The organism is Acrocarpospora sp. B8E8 (genome assembly GCF_039871605.1).
In the GTDB taxonomy this organism is placed as follows: Bacteria; Actinomycetota; Actinomycetes; order Streptosporangiales; family Streptosporangiaceae; genus Acrocarpospora; species Acrocarpospora macrocephala.
Genome location: NZ_JBDPLV010000020.1, coordinates 1 through 21,638, shown reverse-complemented (window position 1 = coordinate 21,638; position 21,638 = coordinate 1). Strand labels below are relative to the sequence as shown.

16 protein-coding genes are annotated in these 21,638 nt (G+C 70.1%); 12 read left to right on the top strand and 4 right to left on the bottom strand.

The genetic code is table 11. The features are described 5' to 3' along the window. Window position 1 precedes the first annotated feature (1 nt). The 5 genes from ABGB08_RS20710 (at window position 2) to ABGB08_RS20690 (ending at window position 6,702) form a co-directional block, all read left to right on the top strand. Entirely contained in the window at window positions 2-1,330 is a 1,329-nt protein-coding gene (locus ABGB08_RS20710; protein WP_347592654.1) for a hypothetical protein, read from the top strand. Continuing rightward, window positions 1,323-2,477, top strand: coding sequence for a glycosyltransferase (locus ABGB08_RS20705; protein ID WP_347592652.1), 1,155 nt, complete (start codon window positions 1,323-1,325; stop codon window positions 2,475-2,477). Before ABGB08_RS20710 ends, ABGB08_RS20705 begins: the two co-directional genes overlap by 8 nt. Before the next feature lie 98 nt (window positions 2,478-2,575). Next, window positions 2,576-3,523: an NAD-dependent epimerase/dehydratase family protein gene (locus tag ABGB08_RS20700; RefSeq protein WP_347592650.1), complete on the top strand. Its 948-nt coding sequence runs from the start codon at window positions 2,576-2,578 to the stop codon at window positions 3,521-3,523. Between the two features lie 2 nt (window positions 3,524-3,525). Beyond that, window positions 3,526-4,785: a nucleotide sugar dehydrogenase gene (locus tag ABGB08_RS20695; RefSeq protein WP_347592648.1), complete on the top strand. Its 1,260-nt coding sequence runs from the start codon at window positions 3,526-3,528 to the stop codon at window positions 4,783-4,785. Between the two features lie 243 nt (window positions 4,786-5,028). Continuing rightward, the gene (locus ABGB08_RS20690; RefSeq protein ID WP_347592646.1) at window positions 5,029-6,702 is read left to right on the top strand and encodes a hypothetical protein; all 1,674 of its coding nucleotides are present in this window, start codon (window positions 5,029-5,031) and stop codon (window positions 6,700-6,702) included. A 40-nt stretch (window positions 6,703-6,742) separates the two neighbouring features. Here the strand turns inward: ABGB08_RS20690 and ABGB08_RS20685 are convergent, their stop codons facing one another. Next, window positions 6,743-7,501 (bottom strand): SDR family NAD(P)-dependent oxidoreductase, encoded by a 759-nt coding sequence (locus ABGB08_RS20685; RefSeq protein ID WP_347592644.1) that lies wholly within the window; start codon window positions 7,499-7,501, stop codon window positions 6,743-6,745. A 100-nt stretch (window positions 7,502-7,601) separates the two neighbouring features. Then, entirely contained in the window at window positions 7,602-7,994 is a 393-nt protein-coding gene (locus ABGB08_RS20680; protein ID WP_347592642.1) for a carboxymuconolactone decarboxylase family protein, read from the bottom strand. Between the two features lie 257 nt (window positions 7,995-8,251). On the opposite strand from ABGB08_RS20680, the gene ABGB08_RS20675 reads away from it, so the two are divergent. From ABGB08_RS20675 to ABGB08_RS20655, 5 genes are all read left to right on the top strand, one after another. Next, complete coding sequence (locus ABGB08_RS20675) at window positions 8,252-8,941, top strand: hypothetical protein (protein ID WP_347592640.1); 690 nt, start codon at window positions 8,252-8,254, stop codon at window positions 8,939-8,941. Window positions 8,942-8,988: 47 nt separating this feature from the next. Further along, on the top strand, window positions 8,989-11,958 hold the full coding sequence (locus tag ABGB08_RS20670; protein WP_347592638.1) for an AAA family ATPase: 2,970 nt from the start codon (window positions 8,989-8,991) through the stop codon (window positions 11,956-11,958). 197 nt (window positions 11,959-12,155) lie between these two features. Next, on the top strand, window positions 12,156-13,976 hold the full coding sequence (locus ABGB08_RS20665; RefSeq protein WP_347592636.1) for a M14 family metallopeptidase: 1,821 nt from the start codon (window positions 12,156-12,158) through the stop codon (window positions 13,974-13,976). Window positions 13,977-14,012: 36 nt separating this feature from the next. Continuing rightward, complete coding sequence (locus ABGB08_RS20660) at window positions 14,013-14,441, top strand: hypothetical protein (RefSeq protein WP_347592634.1); 429 nt, start codon at window positions 14,013-14,015, stop codon at window positions 14,439-14,441. 373 nt (window positions 14,442-14,814) lie between these two features. Next, window positions 14,815-16,335, top strand: a complete 1,521-nt coding sequence (locus ABGB08_RS20655) for a S8 family peptidase (protein ID WP_347592632.1) — start codon at window positions 14,815-14,817, stop codon at window positions 16,333-16,335. On the opposite strand, the gene ABGB08_RS20650 is transcribed toward ABGB08_RS20655, so the two are convergent. Together ABGB08_RS20650 and ABGB08_RS20645 are read right to left on the bottom strand one after the other, a co-directional pair. Next, entirely contained in the window at window positions 16,313-18,793 is a 2,481-nt protein-coding gene (locus ABGB08_RS20650) for an FtsX-like permease family protein (RefSeq protein ID WP_347592630.1), read from the bottom strand. The genes ABGB08_RS20655 and ABGB08_RS20650 overlap by 23 nt on opposite strands. After that, window positions 18,790-19,533, bottom strand: a complete 744-nt coding sequence (locus ABGB08_RS20645; protein ID WP_347592628.1) for an ABC transporter ATP-binding protein — start codon at window positions 19,531-19,533, stop codon at window positions 18,790-18,792. Before ABGB08_RS20645 ends, ABGB08_RS20650 begins: the two co-directional genes overlap by 4 nt. Window positions 19,534-19,665: 132 nt before the next feature. On the opposite strand from ABGB08_RS20645, the gene ABGB08_RS20640 reads away from it, so the two are divergent. Together ABGB08_RS20640 and ABGB08_RS20635 are read left to right on the top strand one after the other, a co-directional pair. Then, complete coding sequence (locus tag ABGB08_RS20640) at window positions 19,666-20,913, top strand: sensor domain-containing protein (protein ID WP_347592626.1); 1,248 nt, start codon at window positions 19,666-19,668, stop codon at window positions 20,911-20,913. After that, window positions 20,904-21,539, top strand: a complete 636-nt coding sequence (locus ABGB08_RS20635) for a response regulator transcription factor (RefSeq protein WP_347592624.1) — start codon at window positions 20,904-20,906, stop codon at window positions 21,537-21,539. Before ABGB08_RS20640 ends, ABGB08_RS20635 begins: the two co-directional genes overlap by 10 nt. Window positions 21,540-21,638: the final 99 nt, after the last annotated feature.

Here is a 21,638-nt window from a genome sequence, read left to right as displayed (position 1 = left end):
GGTGTTCCGCTCCACCGAGGCCGAGCTGGCCGATGAACTGAACAACCGTCTCGGGACGGCGCGAAGGGTCACGAATCATGATCGTGATATTACTCAGCGTGATCAATGGAGCAAGGAGAATCGCGTGGAGTTTTTGGTTGTAATGATGATGGTGGTGGCGCTCTTCTGGCTGGTGCGTGCCGCCCTGCCGCTGACGGTGGGCAGACGAGCCCTGCTAATCCTGCTCGGCGCTTTCGCCGTACGCCTGCTCGTGCATGTCCTGGTGATCAGGACCGATATGCTCGGGTACGGCGGTGATCATCTCAGCTACGAGGCATGGGCCACTGACATCGCCGAGTACTGGTCGGTGCACGAATTCCGGTTCGTCACCGGAAACGAGATGAGCCGGTTGCACTCGGTGGCTGTGCCGTGCAACCTGTTCGCACTGGTGATCGCCTTCTGTGGTGGCCCCGCCCCGCTGGCCTGTACGGCTGTGGTCGGGTTCATTGCTTGCGCGCTGTGCGTGGTGCTCTTTCGGGCGGCGCGCTTGGTCGGGGCCGACGAGCCGGCCGCGCTCCGACTGCTGTTGATCATCGCCTTCCTGCCTTCGTTTCTGTTCCACACCTCCGACACCTTCAAAGACGGCATCAATGCGTTTCTCGTAATCTTCTGCCTGTATTTGGCGATATCCAACCTGTACCGCTTCGGCGCGCTCAAGCTTGTGCTGCTCGCGCTGGCACTGGTGGCGCTGTGGCAGGTGCGGCCGTACATGGTGTTCATGTGCGCACTGCCGCTCGCGGTCGGGCTGGTGCGCGCGCGATGGGCGATCGCAGTCGGCCTCGCGGTGGCGGGGGCTGGGTTGTTCGTGCTTAGGCAGCTGCCGCTGGAGATCATGCAAGAGCAGCTGGATCGCGGTCAATCAGAGTTGGTGCGGCACGCGAACGCGGTCGGCGGCTCCGGCGTCGTCTTCGCCGATGGAGGCGATCCGTGGGCGCTGCTCGGTCCCAAGCTGCTCTACACGCTCTTCTCGCCGTTCCCATGGGCCGACGGTAGCCTGGTCTTCCAGCTGGGCAAGATCGACACACTGGTCTGGTACGCGCTGCTAGCGCTGGCCATCGTCGGGGCCAGGCGGTTGTGGCGGCGGGACCCGCGGCTGCTGCTGATCCTCGCGCTCTTCCTGATCCCGGCAACCGTCGCGTACGCGACGACGATGGCAAACGTGGGGCTAATCCTTCGCCAGCGCATGCCAATCGTCATGGTCGCCAGCCTGCTGGCCGCTCTGGCCTGGACGAAACTTCCGGCTGGGCCGGCAGTGGCCCGATCTGAGCGGGCGGAGGCCGTACATGAGTGAGCGGATCAGGGTCATGCAGGTGATCGCGCGGATGAACGTGGGAGGCCCGCCGATGCAGCTGATCACCCTGCAGGACGGTCTCGACCAGGAACGATTCGAGCAGCGCATCTACACCGGCGAGCCGGGCGAGGAGGAGGGCGACTACCTCAGTCTTCGCGGGCAGGGCGCCACCGTGCACCAGGTGCCCGGCCTGGGGCGCTCGATCGGCCCGCGCGACGACGCGCGGGCGCTGTCCACGCTGGTCCGTGAGATGCGCGGCTTCCGGCCGCACATCGTGCACACCCACACCGCCAAGGCCGGCGCGCTCGGCCGGGTGGCCGCCACGCTGGCCCGGGTGCCCGCCCGGGTGCACCAGTACCACGGGCACCTGCTGCACGGATACTTCACCGGGCCCAAGCGAGCGGCCATGATCGCGGCCGAGCGCGCCCTGGCCCGGGTGAGCCATCGCCTGGTGGCGGTGGGCGAGCAGGTGCGCGACGACCTGATCGCCGCCGGCATCGGCGACGCCGGGAAGTTCGTGATCGTGCCGCCGGGGACGAGCGTCCCGCCGCTGCCACCGCGGGCGGCGGCCCGGGCCGCGCTCGGACTGCCGCCCGACGTGCCCGTGGTCACCTTCATCGGCAGGATCACCCAGATCAAACGCCCGGACAGGTTTGTCGAGACGGCGCGGCTGATCCGCGGCGCGGTGCCGCAGGCGCGGTTCGCCATCTGCGGTGACGGTGAGCTGGCCTCGGTCATGAGCAGGGAGCCGGGAATGCACATGCTCGGCTGGCGTGGCGACATGGAGACCGTGCACGCCGCCTCCGACCTGGTGATGCTCACGTCCGACAACGAGGGCGTGCCGCTGTGCCTGGTGGAGGCCGCGCTGTCGGGGGTGCCGTGCGTGTCGACCAGAGTCGGCAGCGTGCCCGACGTGGTCGCGGACGGGCAGACCGGGCTGCTGACCGCCTGCGACAGCAGGGAACTCGCGGCGGCGGCCATTCTGCTGCTGACCGACCAGGCGCTGGCGGACCGGATGGGCCGGGCCGCGGCGATCAGCGCCGAGCGTCTTTTCGGCACGCGCCGATTCGTGGACGACAATGCCGCGCTCTATGAAAGTCTCTACCGGAGAAATCCACTATTGACCGAAAGCTCCGGCCGGCGGTGAATACCTGGTCCCCGACACGGTAGTCGTGGTGCATGAAATTCCGAGATCTCGAACTTAAGGTGATCTCGAATATTGATCGCATGTCTACGGGGTGAAATATGCGGGTGTTGATAACCGGTGGCGCGGGATTCATCGGGGCGAATCTCTGCGCTTACCTGACCGGATTCCCGGGGGTGCGCGCCGTGGTCGCGCTCGACGATCTGAGCACAGGGGACGCCGCCAACCTCGCGGGCACCTCGGCCGAGTTCGTCGAGGGCTCCATCCTGGACCGGCCGCTGGTGGCGGAACTCGTGGCCGCCGCCGACACGGTCGTCCATCTGGCCGCGCGGCCGTCCGTGCCCATGTCGCTGGCCGACCCGGTGGCCAGCCACGAGGTGAACGCCAGCGGGACGCTGAACGTGCTGGAGGCCTGCCGCCGGAACGGCATGCACGTCATCCTCGCCTCGTCCTCCTCCGTGTACGGCGACATCGCAATGTCGCCCAAGCACGAGGACCTGGCCACCCGCCCGCTCAGCCCGTACGGGGCGAGCAAACTGGCGGCCGAGGCGTACGCGCTGGCCTACGGCACCGCCTTCGAGGTGCCGGTGCTGCCGCTGCGGTTCTTCAACGTGTACGGCCCGCTGCAGTCGGCAGAACACGCCTACGCCGCGGTGGTGCCGGCCTTCGTGGACGCCGCCCTGCGCGGCGAGCCGGTCACCGTCTTCGGCGACGGCGAGCAGACCAGGGACTTCACCTACGTCGGCACGGTGGTGCGGGTGCTTGCCGACGCGGCCTGGCGGCGGGTGGTCAGCGACACCCCCGTCAACCTGGCGTACGGCTCACGGGTGACGGTCAACGAGCTGGCCGTCATGCTCGGGGAGGTGCTCGGCACTCCGCTCGTCACCCGGCACATCGCGGCCAGGATCGGGGACGTGCGGCACTCGCAGGCCGCCTGCGAGCGGCTCACCAGGCTGTTCCCGAACGTCGACCCCGTCCCGCTCGCGGACGGCCTGAAGCACACGGTCGCCTGGTTCGACCGCACTCTCAACTCGGTGGGGAACGTCTGATCATGAGCGAGACCGTACGGAACCTGATGGTCATCGGGCAGGGCTACGTGGGCCTGCCGCTGGCCGTGCATGCCGCCGAGGCCGGCTACGACGTGACCGGCGTGGACGTGGACGTCTGCCGGGTCAAGCAGCTCAACGTGGGCGAATCCTATGTGGAAGACGTGTCGTCGGAGCGGCTTGAGGCGCTGCTCGCGGCCGGGCGCTACCGCGCGGTGCTGGACGTGGCCGAGGCACCGGACTTCGACGTGTGCGTGATCACGGTGCCGACCCCGCTGCGGGAGGGAGTGCCCGACCTCAGCCACATCGTGGAGGCGGGCCGGTCCATCGCCCCCCTGCTGTGCCCCGGCCGCACCGTCATCCTGGAGTCGACCACCTATCCGGGCACCACCGAGGAACTGCTCCAGGAGATCCTGGAGGACGGCAGCGGGCTGCGCGCGCCCGAGGACTTCCATCTCGGCTACAGCCCGGAGCGGATCGACCCGGGCAACCCGCACTGGGGGCTCGCCAACACGCCGAAGATCGTGTCGGGCGTGTCGGAATCCTCGCTGCGGGCCGTGTCGGAGTTCTACGGCTCTATCGTGGAGCAGGTCGTCCCCGTTTCCGGAACCCGGGTCGCCGAGCTGTCCAAGCTGCTGGAGAACACCTTCAGGCACGTCAACATCGCGCTGGTCAACGAGCTGGCGGTGTTCGCCGCCGAGCTGGGCATCGACGTGTGGGAGTCCATCGACGCGGCGTCCACCAAGCCGTTCGGCTACCTGCGGTTCGTGCCGGGGCCGGGGGTGGGCGGGCACTGCCTGCCGATCGACCCGTCGTACCTGTCGTGGAAGGTGAAGCGGTCGCTGGGGCACAACTTCCGGTTCGTGGAGCTGGCCAACGACGTCAACGAGCACATGCCCGACTATGTGGCGCATCGGGTGATGCTGGGGCTGAACCAGCGGGGGCTGGCGATGCGGGGGAGCCGGGTGCTGCTGCTCGGCATGGCGTACAAGAAGAACACCGGGGACGCGCGGGAGTCGCCCGCGGCGGAGGTGGCCAAGCGGCTGCGGCGGCTCGGCGCGGACGTCGCGGCCGTGGATCCCTACGCGGAGCCGCCGGCCGGGGTGGAGCCGGTCGAGCTGACCGCCGCCGAGCTGCGCAGGGCCAGCGCGGTGGTGTTGCTCACCGACCACGACGTGTTCGACTACGCGCTGGTGCAGGAGCACGCGGCCTACGTTTTCGACACCCGCCGCCGCTGCGAGGGGCACAACGTGGAGTTGCTGTAGCCCTTCAAGAATTCCCCAAGTGAAGCGGATATAGAGCCATTTGTCCCTATTTGGCTTATGTTTCCTTTGGGTCGGAACTGCCGATACATGTCGTGAACGCCTGGCCTTGCGGTCTGTGCCCGACATCGGCTTTCTAAGGAAAATCTCCGTCGATTCGAGGAGTACGCGCGGCCGGTCGTGCGGATTGCTCAAAATCGGGGGAAAGCTATGGATATCGGACGCCCGCGTCCGCGGAGAGCGCAGGTGGTCGGCCGCATCGCGGCCGCCACCGCGCTCGCCGGCCTCAGCGTCACAGTCTCGTCGCCGGCGTCGGCGGCGCCGCTCAGCTCCGAGTCGTTCGCCGGCGCCAGGATCTCCTCCAGCGGCTGGGTGATCGGCAGCCCCCGGGGCGCCGGCAGTCCGTGCGCCACGGCCGCCACCGCCACCGTGGCCGGCTTCCTCCCGGCCTGCCGCGAGGTCGTCGCCGGAAAGGCGAAGGCGGACCCCGACGGCGGCGGCGCGTTCCGCCTCACCGGCAACAGCGGCGTCAACGCGGGCTCGCTGCTGCTTGACAAGCCGATCCAGGCCGAGCGCGGCGTCCGGTTCGAGTTCGACATGTACCAGTACAAAGGCAAGCCGACCACCGGCAAGTTCGGCGCGGACGGCATCGCCTTCTGGATCGTGGACGGCGCCGAGACCAAGGTCGACGCCGGTGAGGGTCTCGGCTACAAGGGCCTGTCCGGCGCGTTCGTCGGCATCGGCTTCGACGTGTTCGGCAACTTCTCCAGCACCCCCGGCGGCCCCGGCGGGCCCGGCCTCAAGCCGAACAGCGTCGCCGTCCGCGGTTCCGCCGCGGCTGGCTATGACTACATCTCCGGCAAGTCACTCGATCCGGCCACCCATCCGCTCGCCATCGACGCGGCCACCAGGCGGGCGGACGCCAAGCGCCACGTCATCGTCGACATCAACTCCAGCAACGTCATGAACGTCCGGATCGACTTCGATGACGGCAAGGGTCCGACGCCGGTCGTCACCGACCTCGACCTGGACAAGCTGCCCGGCCAGGAGCCGCTGCCCAAGACCCTGAAAGTCGGCTGGGCCGCCGCGACCGGCAACGCGGCGGCGGTGCGCGAGATCGGCGGCTTCTCCGCCCGTACGCTCGACGCCGGCCTGAAGCTGACCGTGACCGACAACGGTCCCTGGCAGGGCGGGCGGACCGGGGCGTACAACCTGGACGTCGCCGTGAACCCGAACCTCGGCTGGTCCGACGACCCGGTCAAGCTGAGCTGGAGCGTCCCGGCGGGCGTCACCCCGACCGCGGCCAAGGGCGACAGCTGGGCCTGCACGATCGCGGGCCGCGTCGTCACCTGCACCAGCGTGACGCGCATCGCGCCCGGCGCGCACTACCCGCCCGTCAAGGTCGACGTGGCGCTCGGCACATCCGTCTCCGGCAGCGCCGTCGCCACCGGCGGCATCGGGGCCGGCCTGGGCGACGACAAGGTGACCAGCACGGTCTCGGTGAAGCCCGCCGCCATCAAGCCGGTCGTGGGCAAGGCGGTCGTGAAGATCTCGTCCAGCCCGAACCCCTATGTGGCGGGGGGCAAGTTCACCTACACCGCCTCGGCGGCCAACCCCGGCTCCGGCGCGATGAACGACGCCACCATCGCGGTCACCTGGCCGCCCGCGTTCGAGCCGCTGAAGTGGAAGTGCACCGCGACCGGCGGCGCCGTCTGCCCCGCCGCGGACGGCACCGGCGACATCGACACCACGGTCGACCTGCCCGCGGGCGGCGCGCTGACCTACACCCAGGTGGGCACGATGCCGGTGGGCGTCACCACGTCGTTCACCGCCTCGGTCGCGGTCGTGGCGCCCGGCAGCGGCTGCACCGCCGACAAGCCGTGCGTCGCCGCCGAGACCAACAAGCCCCCGCTCTACTGAAGGGGCGCGCGGGCCACCCCGTTCGCGGGTGGACGCGCGCTCAGCGGAATCTGCGGCCCAGCCGGGTGGAGATCCTGGCGATCTGGTTCTGCGGGAGCAGCCGCCCCACGCTCACGATCGCCTTGTACCGCAGGCTGGGCACGCTGACCACCTTGCCGAGCGCGAGGTCGCGCATCGAGGCCCGGACCACGTCGTCGGCGGACAGCCAGAGGAAGCCCGGGATGCCGGAGGTGTCCATCTGGGCCCGCTGGTGGAACTCGGTCCGCACGAGGCCGGGGCACAGCGCCATCACCCGCACGCCCGATCCGGCCACCTCGGCCGCGACCGAGCCGCTGAAGTTGACCACCCACGCCTTGGTCGCGCTGTAGGTCCCCCGGGAGAAGAACGCCGCCACCGAGGCGACATTGATCACCCCGCCCCGCCCCTTCTCCCGCATGGCAGGCAGCGCGGCGTAGGTCAGCCGCAGCACCGCCTCGCAGTGCACCTTGAGCATGGTCAGCTCGGCTTCCACCGGGACCTTGAGGAACTCGCCGGGGTGGCCGAACCCGGCGTTGTTGACCAGCAGGTCGACCCCTTGGGCGAGGCGATCCTCGACCGCCGTCAGGCCCGCGTCGGTGGACAGGTCGGCGGGCAGCGTCTCGACCGTGACGCCGTACCGGCGGCGCAGGGCCGCGGCGTCGGCGGCGAGGCGGTCCCGGTCGCGGGCGACCAGCACCAGCGAGAAGCCGTCGCCGCCGAGGCGGCGGGTGTAGGCCGCGCCGATTCCCGCGGTGGCGCCGGTGATGAGTGCGGTGGGCATGGCGGTAGCTTATTAATCAGAAAGTCGTGATCTGGACAGCCGCGGCGGTGAGTTGCCTGGCAGGCGGCTATGCGGCTGGCTATGGGACGGGTTTCTGATTTCAGTCGAGGGTGCGCGCGATGATCTCCTCGACCTGGTCGTTCAACTTCGCGCCGCGGGTCCAGCCCGCGTAGTGGGTGAGGAAGACCACCATCTCCCGCAGTTCGGCCGCGGTCAGGTCACCGGCGCGCAGCGCGGCGTCGAGCTGGGTGGCGAGCGCCTCGTCCAGGCCCTGGCCGAGGAGCAGGCCGATCAGCAGCAGGCGCCGGTCCCGCATCGACAACACGCCGCGCCCCCAGACCTGGGCGAAGAGGTGCTCGACCGTCATGGCGAAGAAGTCGCCTGGCGAGTCGCCGACGTGCTCCCAGCCGTAGACCCGCTTCATGATCTCCATTCCGCGCGTCCGCGGGTCGCCCAGGTCTTGCCCGACCTCGCCGACCTCGTGTTCGCTCATCTCAGACTCCCGGTTCGTTATCTCCATCCTCAGCCCGATCGCGCGCCAGGGCCAGGCGGAAAAAAGTTTTATACTTCAACCAAACCCGGGTTTCCGCATGCTGTGATCATGTAACAAGTCGAGCTAAGATCTGGGCAAGATTTGGTCAAGTTTTCCCAGATGTAACAAGCTCAGCGTGAGATGGATACTGGGAAAACGGGCACTACTACCTCGTAGACCCGCAAAGCGGAGGTATGGCCCAGGTGAAAAGATCGCGGGTGCGTATCGCAGGACTGGCGTCCCTCGCGGCGGGTGCGCTCGTCGCTGGCCTCGCCGGATGTGGTGGCTCCCAGTTCACGTATGTCCGTGACAACGAGGGCGAGACCTATTTCAAGGTTCCGGCCTCCTGGTCAAAGGTCGACCACAAACCCATCCAGCAGATCCTCTATGGCGAGGATCCCAATTCCGAGAGCGCCCGCATGCGCGCGCAGTTCGTCTGGACGGCCGCCTTCGACGGCGACGCGGCCAGCCCTGGCGCGCAGCATTTCATCCCCCTCGGCGTCAAGGCCGAGGAACCGTTCGTGTACTCCGTGGTCCAGCCGCTCACCGAGGAGCAGCGGGACACCATGTCGCTGAACACCCTGCGCAACTGGGTGTGGCCGGTGACCAAGTCCCTGCGCGACCAGATCACGCAGTCGAACCCGGAGTTCCCCCTGCAGAACTTCGAGCTGCTCGATGACGAGGTGCTCGAGCCCGGGGATGGCGCCAGTGGCGTGCACGTCCGCTTCAACTACCAGCTCGGGCCGACGGGTGAGACGCACACCTTCGACCTCACCGGGTATCTGAACGCGGGCAACACCAAGGTCTCCATCCTGCTCGTCCGCTGCTCTGCGACCTGCTACCGCCAGCGGGCCGCCGAACTGGACGGGATCACCCAGTCATTCAAGATCAGGAAGTCGCTCGGGTAAGGAGCCCACCTTGTCCATAGATCAGAAACCCGGGTGGTGACGCTGCCATGAAGTCGGCCACCCGACCGGAATACGAAGGGCTCCGCCCCCCAGGTACGGGCCCTGACGACCGGGACCCGAAGACCCGCAAGAAGATGGCCTTCTGGGACCGCTCGAAGATCATCATTTTCCTGGGCGTGGCGTTCCTGCTGCTGAGCTTCAAGACCTATGGCGAGTACGAGGGCATCATGACCCTCCAGGACGCCTTCTACGAGCAGGCCGCCGCCACCCCGTGGATCCTCTGGCTGATCGGCGTCGACGCCCTCCGCCAGGTGCACTTCCTGATCAGCGAGCGATCCGCCGGATACCACCGCTTCTGGACCAAGGGCGTCTTCGGCGGCTTCGAGCGATGGACCCACCGCACCTTCAGCGACTGGGGCAGATTCCGGCTGGCCCGGGTGATCAAATGGGCGTTCTGGATCACGCTCATCGCCTTCGTCCTGGCCGAGCTGCTGCCCAACGACCCGACGCCGATCCAGGCGCTGTTCCAGGCTCCGGCCCTGGTGTGGTCGTGGCTGCCGATGATCATCCAGTACAGCATGATCCTGGTGTTCGTCGTGCTGCAGTTCGTGGTCATCTTCTGGTTCCTGTCCCGGGGTGGGATGGAGACCTACTTCCCCGACGACATCAAGACGCGCTTCTCCGACGTCTGGGGCCAGGACCACGTGGTCGAGCGGGTCAAGGAGAACATCGTCTTCCTGGAGCGGCCCGACGAGATCGAGCAGCGCGGCGGCTACGTGCCCAGCGGCCTGCTGCTGTGGGGCCCGCCCGGGACCGGCAAGACCCTGATGGCCGAGGCGGTCGCGGGGGAGACCGGCAAGCCGTACGTGTTCGTGGATCCGGGCGCGTTCGTGAACATGTTCATGGGCATCGGCATCCTCAAGGTCAAGTCGCTCTTCCGCAAGCTGCGCAAGCTGGCCCTGCGGTACGGCGGCGTGATCGTCTTCTTCGACGAGGCCGACTCGCTCGGGCGCCGCGGCTCGCTGGCCCAACAGGGCCCGCAGACCGGGCCCGGCATGACCGGCGCGTTCGGGAAGGGCGACTGCAACGGGCACTCCTACCTGTCCGGCGACACGCTCTCCCAGCTGGCGAACGCGTTCACGCCGCCCGAGGAGCCGAAGTCCCGCCGGAACATGTTCATGATGGGCGGCATGGCCGGCGGCGGCGGTGACATGGGCACCCTGCAGGCCCTGCTCACCGAGCTGTCCGGCCTGAAGAAGCCGCGCGGCATCATCAACCGGCACGTACGGCGCCTGCTCGGCATGCGCCCCAAGCCCCCGCCCAAGTACCGCATCCTCGTCATGATGGCCACCAACATGCCCAACGCGCTGGACGAGGCGCTGCTGCGGCCCGGCCGGATCGACCGCATCTACAAGGTCGGCTACCCCTCGAAGGCGGGCCGGCTCCGCACCTACGAGGGCTACTTCGGCAAGGTCAACCACGAGCTCACCGAAGCGCAGATGGAGAAGCTGGCCACCATCACGCCGTACGGCACCGGCGCGACGATCAAGGACCTGGTCAACGAGTCCCTGATCACCGCCATCCGGGACGGCCGCGAGGTGATCACCTGGCAGGACGTGATCAAGGCCAAGCACCTCAAGAAGCTCGGCCCGCCGGAAGGCGTCGAGTATGTCGAGCGCGAGCGGCACGCCACCGCCGTGCACGAGGCCTGCCACGCGGTCATGGCGGTCCGGGTCCAGCACAACCTGGAGATCGACCTGGCCACGATCGAGAAGGGCTCGTACTACCTGGGCATGGTGTCCCAGATCCCGGTGGAGGACCAGTTCACCGAATGGCGCTCCACCTACGAGGCCGACATCCTGGTCTCGCTCGCCTCGCTGGCGGGGGAGCGGCTGTTCTTCGGCGACGATAACTCCTCCGGCGTCTCCAGCGACCTGGCCAGCGCCACGATGGTGGCCGGGCACATGGAGTCGCACTGGGGCATGGGCGCGGGGATCTCCTCGCTGCCCGCGCTGCAGCAGATGGGGATCATGCCGGGCGCCCCCGACCAGCGCCGCAGGGGCGGGCCCGCGGAGATCGGCTTCCTGGCCGCGCAGCCGGGCAGCAAGGGCGACCGGATCGCGCCCAACGAGCTCGGCATGCGGGTGGAGTTCACGCTGCGGCGGCTGCTGGAGAAGGCCGAGGACCTGCTCCGGGAGAACCGGGAGGAAGTGCTCGCGGTGGCGCACGCGCTCGAGACGTACAAGACGCTCAGCGGCGACGACGTCAAGGCGGTCATGGAGGGCGTGCAGGGCACGGTCGTGAACGGCGCGATCTACAAGGACGTGCAGTTCATCGAGGAGATCGAGGCCTATCACGAGGCGGCGCTGCGGGCGCACCTGGAGCACGGCGTCTCGATGTTGCCGCTGCCGGTGGCGCGGCCGCTGCTCCAGCTGGAGCCGGTGGCCGTCGCGGCTGGCGGCCCCGGTCTGGGCACCCCGCCGCCGAGCTTCGCCACCGCCGAGATCGTGAAGGTCAACGGCAACGGCGGGCCGGTGGCCGAGGTGGCGCAGCCCGAGTTCGTGCCGTGGAACGGCGGCGGGCAGCCTGCGCCTCCGCCGCCGCCACCCGGGTACGCACCGGGGTACGCGCAGCCGTATCAGCCGCCGCCTGCGGAGGAGCCCAAGTCGCGTGGCATGCTGTGGGCGCTGCTCGGGGCCTCGCTGGCGCTGGCGGTGTTCGTGGTCGTGCTGGTCGTGACCTTCGGCAGCGGTGTCGCCACGCCGGATTCGGCCGAGCTGGCCCCCTCGGGCGGGTTCACGGCGGGCACGGCGATCGCCTTCCTGGTCGGGTTCCTGGTGTTCGCCGGTCTGGTGGGCGCCATGGTCGCGGTGCTGCGGGCGCAGCAGGCGACGCGCAAGCGCGCGGAGGAGGCCCGGGATCGGGCCAACGAGCGGGCGCAGCTGCTGGCCGCGGCGATGGAACCCGACGTGGCCATGCGGCTGCTCGGGTACGACGGCAGGGACAAACCGGTCTGACCCTGTTTTTCTGAAGGCCCGGTCTCCCTTCCGAGGGGGCCGGGCCTTCGTCATTGAAAAATCACAGTATTGGGGGAGAAGTCCAGCGATCTGACTCTATGGCGTAACTATCTTGACTTATGGGCGTGTGATGCACTTGAACGAAAGGTGCCTCCATCTCACGTTGTGGACAAGTCCGCAGATGGAGGTCAAAAAGGGTGAAACGCGTCTTAACGGGGTTCGTGCTGTTCGTTGTGTTCTGCGCCTGGGGATTCACCGGCGCCGGCGCGGCACAGTCGGCGGCGGAGCCGCTGCCCAACCGGCAGTATCTGGTCTCAGGGGCGAGCACGCAGCCCCAGCGCAGCGACATCGCCGCCACCGGCGCGGCCATCGACGAAGTGGCGGCGACCTCGGTCGTGGTGACCGCCACCGAGGCCGAAGTCGCCGCGATCAGGCAACTCGGCTACACCGTCACCGTCCTCGCTCCCAAACTCGGTCCCCAGGTGCCGCAGCCGCTGGACTTCCCGGCGGCCGACAGCGCATACCACAACTTCGCCGAGCTGACGGCGGTCGTGAACCAGGTGGTCGCCGACCATCCCGGGATCGCCAGGAAGATCAGCTACGGCACGTCGTACCAGGGCCGGGACCTGATGGCCGTCAAGATCAGCGACAATGTGGCCGCCGACGAGAACGAGCCCGAGGTGCTGTTCACCGCGCACCAGCACGCGCGCGAGCACCTGACCGTGGAAATGGCGATCTACCTGCTCAACCTCCTCACCGACAACTACGGCACCGACTCCCGGATCACCGACATCGTGAACGGCCGGGAAATCTGGATCATGCCCGACCTCAACCCCGACGGCGGCGAGTACGACATCGCCACCGGCTCCTACCGCTCCTGGCGGAAGAACCGCCAGCCCAACACCGGCTCCTCGGCCGTCGGCACCGACCTCAACCGCAACTGGGGCTACCAGTGGGGCTGCTGCGGCGGCTCGTCCGGTACGACCTCCAGCGAGACCTACCGCGGCCCTTCGGCCGAATCCGCCCCCGAGGTCAAGGCCGTCGCCGACTTCGTCAGAAGCCGGGTCGTCGGCGGCGTCCAGCAGATCAAGTCCACCGTCGACTGGCACACCTACGGCGAACTGATCCTCTGGCCGTACGGCTACACGACAGCGAACACCGCGCCAGGCCTGACCCAGGACGACCGCGACGCGCACGCCGCGCTCGGCCAGAACATGGCCTCCACCAACGGATACACCCCGGAGCAGGCCAGCGACCTCTACATCACCGACGGCTCCATCGACGACTGGATGTGGGGCGTCTACAAGATCTTCGCCTACACCATCGAGATGTACCCGGTCAGCTCCAGCCCGGGCTTCTACCCGCCGGACGAGCAGATCGTCCCCCAGACCACCCGCCTGCGCGAGGCCGTGCTGCGGTTCCTCGAATACTCCGACTGCGTCTACCGGATCATCGGCAAGGAGGTCCAGTACTGCAACGCCACCCCGCCGACGGTCGTCTACACCGACACGTTCGAGACCGCGACCGGCTGGACGACCAACCCGCTCGGCACCGACACCGCCACGTCGGGCCAGTGGCAGCGGGCCGATCCGGCGGCCACCACCTCCAGCGGGGCCAAGCAGCTCGGCACCACCGTGAGCGGCTCCTTCGACCTGGTCACCGGCGCTTCGGCGGGAGCCGCCGCGGGCGACTTCGACGTGGACGGCGGGGTGACGTCGATCCGGTCGCCGTCCATCACGCTGCCCGCTTCCGGAACCCTGACCCTGTCGTTCTCGTGGTATCTCGCGCACGGATCCAACTCCTCCACCGCCGACTATCTGCGGGTGCTCGTCAATGGCACCCAGGTGTTCCAGCAGCTCGGGGCGGCCAGCAACCGCAACGGCGCCTGGACGACCGGGACCGCGAACCTCGTAGGCTTCGCCGGGCAGAACGTGCAGATCACGGTGCAGGCCGCAGATGCCTCGACCGCCTCACTGGTCGAGGCCGGGATAGATGACATGAAGATCACACAGCAGTGATAGACGCCGCTGCGATGCGGTGAAACTGTGACATGTGTGGCAGCTGACCGGGTGCGTGGGACCGAACGGGAACTCGCCGTACTCCTGCGCACCGGTCCGTTCGAACGGGCGCTCCGGGCCGCCATCGCGGCCCGCGGGCTGTCGCTGGAACGGCTGCACGTGCGCCTCGCCGAGCGCGGGGCGCAGGTCAGCCTGGCGAGCCTGAGCAACTGGCAGCGGGGCAGGTCCCGGCCGGAGCGGTCTTCGTCCCTGGCGGCCGTAGGGGAGCTGGAGGTGATCCTCGGGCTCCCCGCGCACTCGCTGGTGACCCTGCTGGGCCCGCGCCGCCCACGCGGGCGCTGGCTCGCCGACGACCCCGCCGCCCAGCGCAAGGAGCTACGCGAACTGGTCGAGTCACTGGCCGACCACGAACTGCCGACTGTACTAGCCGTGCTGCGCGCCCTCCGCTCGTCAGATCGAAAATGACATACGACCCAATTCAGCCGGAAATTTCCTGGAAGCTCGTGACTCGCTGCCCAGGAAAGGACCCTCGATGCGCCCCTCAACGCACCGATCCCCCCAAGCCGTCCCAAGCCGTTTTCCGCGCCCTTGGAGCCCTTGGAACCCTCTGCGCTCTTGGGGTTCTTGGAGCTCTGCGCGCTCTTGGGGCGTTCCGCGCTCTTGGGGCTCTTGGACCTCTGCGCGCTCTTGGAGCGTTCCGCGCATTTGGGGTTCTTCGCGTATTTGGGGCTCTCCGCAATCACGGAGAGCGGGCGGGGCGGGGCGGAGCCCCGAGGTAACTCAAAGGGCTGGGTGGGTGGGAGAACCCCCGTCTCGTCCCTCGCGAGGCGTAGCCGCCGTGCTCGCCGCCACGCTGATGGGTGGGTGGTTAGCGGCCCCCGCGTCCGCCGCCGTTCCGTCCGCCGCCGTCATTGTTGGGGCGGGCTCGCCCGAGTCGATCGCCGGAAGTTACATCGTGGTCCTGAAGGATCCGCGTGAAGGAGACGTCCGGGCGCAGTCCCGTGACCTTGTCGCCGAGAACGGCGGCCAGGTCAAGAACGTGTACCAGCGGGCGCTCAAGGGCTTCTCGCTCCGGGCCTCGGCCGCTCAGGCCAGGCGGCTCGCCGCCGACCCCGACGTGGCCTACGTCGAGCAGGACCGGGCCATCACCCTCGACACCGACCAGCCCAACCCGCCCTCCTGGGGCCTCGACCGCACCGACCAGCGGGCGCTCCCCCTCAACAACCGCTACTCGTACGCGACGACCGCCGCCAACGTCACCGCGTACATCATCGACACCGGCATCCTCACCACCCACCAGGACTTCGGCGGCCGCGCCACCTCCGGCCGGGACCTGGTCGACAACGACGCCAACGCCACCGACTGCAACGGCCACGGCACCCACGTCGCCGGCACCGTCGGCGGCGCCACCTACGGCATCGCCAAGGGCGTCCGGCTGGTCGCCGTCCGCGTCCTCGACTGCAGCGGCCGAGGCTCCACCGCGGGCGTGATCGCCGGGATCGACTGGGTCACCCAGAACGCCGTCAAACCCGCCGTCGCCAACATGAGCCTCGGCGGCTCCGCCAGCCAGGCCCTCGACACCGCCGTCACCAACTCCATCAACTCCGGCGTCGTGTACGGCCTCGCCGCAGGCAACAGCAACGCCAACGCCTGCAACTCCTCCCCGGCCCGCGTCCCCGCCGGCATCACGGTAGGCGCCACCACCCGCACCGACGCCCGCGCCACCTACTCCAACTTCGGCCCCTGCCTGGACATCTTCGCCCCCGGCAGTGACATCGTCTCCGCCTGGCACACCTCCGCCACCGCGAAGAACACCATCAGCGGCACCTCCATGGCCACCCCCCACGTCGTAGGCGCCGCCGCCCTCCTCCTCTCCACCACCCCCACCGCCACCCCCCAGCAGATCCGAGACACTCTCATCTCCGCCGCGACCCCCGGCAAAGTCACCTCCCCGGGCACCGGCTCTCCCAACACCCTCCTCCACACGCCAATCGACACCCCATCCCCTTCACCGACCCCAACCGCGACCCCAACCGCGACCCCAACCGCGACCCCAACCGCGACCCCAACCGCGACCCCAACCGCGACCCCAACCGCGACCCCGACCGCGACTCCGACGGCGACCCCAACAGTGACCCCGTCTTCGACTCCGTCCGCGTCACCGTCGCCCACCCCATCACCCCAGCCCTGCTTCCGCGCGGCCAACAGCACCCACGTCTCCGCCGGCCGCGCCACCGTCCGCTTCTTCCTCCTCACCTACGCGAACGGCTCCGGCCAATACCTCGGCACCACCGGCACCACTACCTCTCTCCGCCAAACCCGCCCCAACTACTGGATCAAGGTCGCCACCTGCAACTGACCTGGCTTCTCAGCCGGGACGGGAGATGGGCCGCCGGGACGGCGCAGGCGAGGCTGGTGAGCAGTGCCACCAGCACGCAGCCAGCCGAGGTCGCGAGCAGGGGCGCCCAGGGGACCACGATCGGCACCGCGGACACGAGCGGGCTTAACGCGGCCGTGACCGCGGTGAGGGTGGCGGCGGTGACTCCACCGGCGAGCAGGCCGCCGGCGACACCGACCAGCGTGGCCTCGTGCGCCACGATGAGCAGCACCTGTCTGGGCGTCGCTCCGGCGAGGCGGAGCATGGCCAGTTCCCGCGCCCGTTCTCCGGCGGCCATCAGCTGGACGTTGACGATGGAGATGGCGGTGTAGACGACGGCCATGCCGACGATCGCCAGCAGCGCGAGGCGGGAGAGGGTGTCGAACTCGGCGTCCACGGTGGACAGATGTTTTCCGGTGGAGGTCAGCGTTCCGCCCAGCGGCCGTACCGCATCCTCGACGGCGCGCTCGGCGCCGGGGGCGAGGGCCAGGTAGAGCGCGTCGGGCAGCGGCACGGAAGAGTGCTCGTGGAGCGTCGTCCACGGCAGCAGCACGGCGGGCAGCCCCAGCCGGTCCCGGAACGTGGCGACCACGCGGGGCAGTACCAAGGCGCCGTCGCCGAGCCACAGTGCCGCCTTCGTCCCCACCCGCCAGCCGTGGGCCTCCGCCAGCGACTGGGACACCGCCACGGTGTCGCCGGTGAGCCCTGCCGCGGAGCCGGCCGTGACGGGCAGGCGCAGCACCCGTGCCGCAGCGGCTCCGTCGACATACCAGGCGGCATGCTGCCGGATCATGCGGTCGTCGCGGTCATAGGCGAACGTCTGCTTGATCCGTACGGCCGCCGTGACGCCGGGCACCCGCTCCGCCGTGGCGGCGGCCGGATCCGGCAGCGCCGCCGCCCCCGCGGGGATCACCACGGCGGACGCGGTGACGTGGTCGCGGGCACCCAAGGCCTGCGCGGCGGAGAGCGTCGCCGTACCGGCCAGGGACGCCCCGGCGAGCCCCACGGTGGCGAGCACCGGCACGGCGGTGGCCGCGGTCCGCCGAACGGCGGCCAGCGCGCTCTCGCGTGCCAGCACCCTGACCGGGCCACGAACGGCGACGGTGAGCGTCCGGACCAGGAGCGGCACGACAGCCGGGGCCAGCGCCGCGCCCGCGAGGATCAGCAGCAGCACGACGACGAGCAGGTACGCGGCCCCCTCCGGGGTGCGCATGAGCGGAATGATCGGCACGATTCCGGCCAGGCAGGCCAGCCCCGCCAGCCACCGGACCCACGTCATCGCGGGGCGCTCCACCGCGGCCCCCCGGAGCGCCTCGACCGGCCGTACCGCGGCGGCGCGGCGGGCCGCCCGCCAGGCGCCGACGACGGCCACGACCACACCGAGGGTGAATGCCGCGGCCATCGGCCACGGGGTGATCCGGACGGTGAAACCGGGCGGCGCCAGACCGGCGGCGGCCAGCCGGCGAGCGAACGGCTCCGCGATCGCGGCGCCGAGCGCGCAGCCCGCGAGCCCGGCCAGCACACCGACCCCGAGCGCCTCGCCGAGCACGAGGCGGCGGATCTGCCGCGGCGTGGCCCCGGCGGCGCGCAGCAGCCCGAACTCCCGCCGCCGTTGTGCCACCGTGAAGGTGAACGCGCCGGCGACCACGAACGCGGACACCAGACAGGCCACGGCGGCGGACTCCCCCAGCAGGGTGGTGGCGACCAGCAGCAGTCCCGCGTCCGGGTCAGGGTGCGCCGAACGCCGGGACTCACCGGTGAGCACGCGCAGCTCCGGCCGATCGGCCAGCGCCACCCGCGCGCGGGCGGCCACGGCGTCGGCGTCGGCCGACGGGGTGAACAGGGCCACCGCGGCGATCCGTCCGTGGGCGAGCCGGGCGGCGGTGGCGTCGGCGACGTACAGCGACTGCGGGGCCGGGGTGTCCAGCACTCCGCTGACCACGAACCGTCGCGGGCCGTCGGCCGTGGCCACCGTGACCTGGTCACCCGGCCGCCGCGCGGTCGGCGCGGGCAGCACGACCTGGCCGTCGGTCCGTGGCGGTCCACCGGCCAGGAACACGCCTGGATGCAGGGCGGCGGCCGACCACGGGTGGGCCTCGGCCACGCCGTCGAGCCGGGCGTAGACGGCCATGTCCACGACCATTCGCCCGGCGCCGTCCAGCGCGGCCAGCCGGGCTGGGATGCCAGGTGGCAGGTGGCCGCGCTCGCCCGGGGGCAGGACGGCGTTCCCTGGTTCCCCCCGGCCCCCCGCCCGGTCCGGCCCGGCGATCACCACGTCCGGCGTGGCGTACCACAATGGCCGGTCGCCGGGCGGGTCGAGCGCGGCGACGAGGGCGGCGCCGGCGGCCGCGCACAGCGCGACGCCGAGCGCGAGGGCTAGGAACGAGCCGGTCAGGCTCGAGCGGCGGGCGGCGAGGCCGGGCCAGATGAGCCGGATCACGGCGCCGTCTCCAGCGCCGTCATCCGCTCCGCGACCGCCTGCGGCGTCGGCCCGGCCAGCTCGCCGACCGGACGGCCGTCCCGCAGGAACACCACCCGGTCGGCGCAGGAGGCGGCCACCGGATCGTGGGTCACCATGACGATGGTCTGGCCGCGCTCGTCCACCAGGGAGCGGAGCAGCGTGAGCACGCCGCGCCCGGTGGCGGAGTCCAGGTTGCCGGTGGGCTCGTCGGCGAACAGCACCTGCGGGCGGGTCACCAGCGCGCGGGCGATGGCCACGCGCTGCTGCTGCCCGCCGGACAGCTGCCCGGGACGGTGGCCGGCCCGGTCCGCGAGCCCGACCGCGGCCAGCATCGCCGTCGTCTCCGCCCGGCGCGGGCGGCGACCGGCCAGCAGCAGCGGCAGCGCCACGTTGGACTCGGCGTCCAGAAACGGCAGCAGATTGAACGCCTGGAAGACGAACCCGATCCGGTCCCGGCGCAGCAACGTCAGCCGCGTCTCGTCCAGCTCGCCCAGCCTCGTCCCGCCCAGCAGGACCTCGCCGGACGTCGGCCGGTCCAGCCCGGCCGCGCACTGGAGCAGGGTGGACTTGCCCGAACCCGAGGGCCCCATCAGCGCGGTGAACGTGCCCGCGGCGAAGTCCACGCTCACCTCGTCCAGCGCGGTGACGGCGGCCAGGCCGGCGCCGTACACCTTGCGCACCGCCCGCAGCCGCACGGCCGCCTCGTCGTCGATTTCCATGCTGCGAGCGTCCCCGTCGCCCGCGGCGATGTCAGTGGCGTGCGGGTGCCCCTGAAGGTAACGCCAGCACTACCCCCGAGGGTGGTCCCGGCGGGAAGGCCATACCGGCCGAGCGGGCCTACTGTTTCGTCCATGCACACGCGGCGACCGGGGCACGGCTGGCGGGCGATGACCCGCGGCCCGCTGCGATTCCTCGCCTCGTCGTGGCCGTGGCGCTCGCTCGCCTACGTGCTGACCGGCTGGATCGTCGCGACCGTGTGGGTGGCCGCGGTCACGGGACTGATCGCCGTCCCCGCGTTCGGCCTCGGCGTGCTCCTCGCCGGAATCCCGCTGGCCGCGGTCGAGCGGTGGCGGCTGCGGCTCGTGGACACCGCACCCGCGCCGTCCCCCCACCCCCGGCTCGTACGCCCCGGGCTGTGGGGCTGGATCGGCGCCCGTTTCGGGGAGACGGCCACCTGGCGGGAGCTCGGCTACGCGCTGCTGTTCGCGCTCGGGCTGGCCTGGCTGGACGCCGTGGTCGGCCTGCTCTTCTGCTGCGCCCTCTACCTGATCGGCTTCCCCGCGCTGGTCGTGCTCCTGCCGGACTACCAGCCCGATAAGATCTTCGGTCTGGTGGCCGCCCAGCTGCCGCAGGCGTTCGCGCTCACCGCCGTCGGCGTGCTGACCCTGCCCGTCGTCATGTACTTGATCACCGCGTACGCCGCGGGTCGCGCGACGCTCACCCGTACGCTCGTGTCCCACTCGTTCGACGCCGAGGTGATGGAACTGACCCGATCCCGGGCACGGATCATGGACGCCATGGACGCGCAACGCCGCCGCATCGAGCGTGACCTGCATGATGGCGCCCAGCAGCGGCTGACGGGCGTCATCATGACGCTGGGCCTGGCGAAACTCCAGCTCGCTGACGCGCCGCCCGTCGCCCGTGACCTGGTCGGCAAGGCGTACGAGCAGGCCAGGGCCACGCTGGGGGAGCTGCGCGATCTCGTGCACGGCATCCATCCCCAGATCCTCACCGACCGAGGTCTCCCCGCCGCCGTGGCCGAGCTGGCCGAGCACTGCGCCGTGCCGGTCCAGGCCGACATCGACCTGCCGGAGCGGCCACCCGGACCGGTGGAGGCGACCGCGTGGTTCGTCATCGGCGAAGCCCTCACCAACGTGATCCGGCACAGCAACGCCCGGCAGGTCTGGATCGGCGTGTGGCGGCAGGGCCGGCTGCTGGTGCTGGAGGTCCGCGACGACGGCTCCGGCGGAGCCGACCCGGCGCGCGGCAGCGGGCTGATGGGCCTGGCCGACCGCGTCTCGGTGCTCAACGGCAGGATCACGCTGACCAGCCCGCCGGGCGGCCCCACGGTGCTGGGCGTGGAGTTGCCGTGCGCGTAGTGCTCGCCGAGGATTCCGCTCTGCTGCGCGAAGGGCTGACCCATATCCTGACCCACTTCGGGCACAGCGTCCGTGCCGTCGCCGACGCGGCTGAACTGCTCGCCGCCGTGGCCCAGGAGACACCCGACGCCGTGATCACCGACATCCGCATGCCGCCGGACTTCCGCGACGAAGGGCTACGCGCCGCCTTGCAGCTGCGCCGCCTTCACCCTGGCCTGCCCGTCCTGATCCTCTCCCAGTACGTCGAGCACACCAACGCCGCCGAACTCGTCGAAACCGGTCCAGGCATCGGCTACCTGCTCAAGGACCGCGTCGGCGACGTCACCGAATTCCTCGACGCCCTCGATCAGGTGGCCGCCCAGGGCACCGTCATCGACCCCGACGTGGTCCGCCGCCTGCTCACCCGCCGTCGCCTGCGCACTACCCTCGAACGCCTCACCCCCCGGGAACGGGACGTGCTCGCCCTCATGGCGGAGGGCCGCTCCAACACCGCGATCAGCCGCCGCCTCGCCATCTCCGACGCGGCCGTCGCCAAACACGTCAACGGCATCCTCACCAAGCTCGACCTACCTCCAGCCCCCGACGACCACCGCCGCGTCCTAGCCCCGTTTTCCGCAGGTCTGTGATCGTCACCGGAGCTGCCGTGGATCCACCCCGAGGAGATAGAGGAGATCGAGCTGGGTGGGGGTGGGCTGCGGGATCACCGGTGGCGTGGCGAGGTGGCC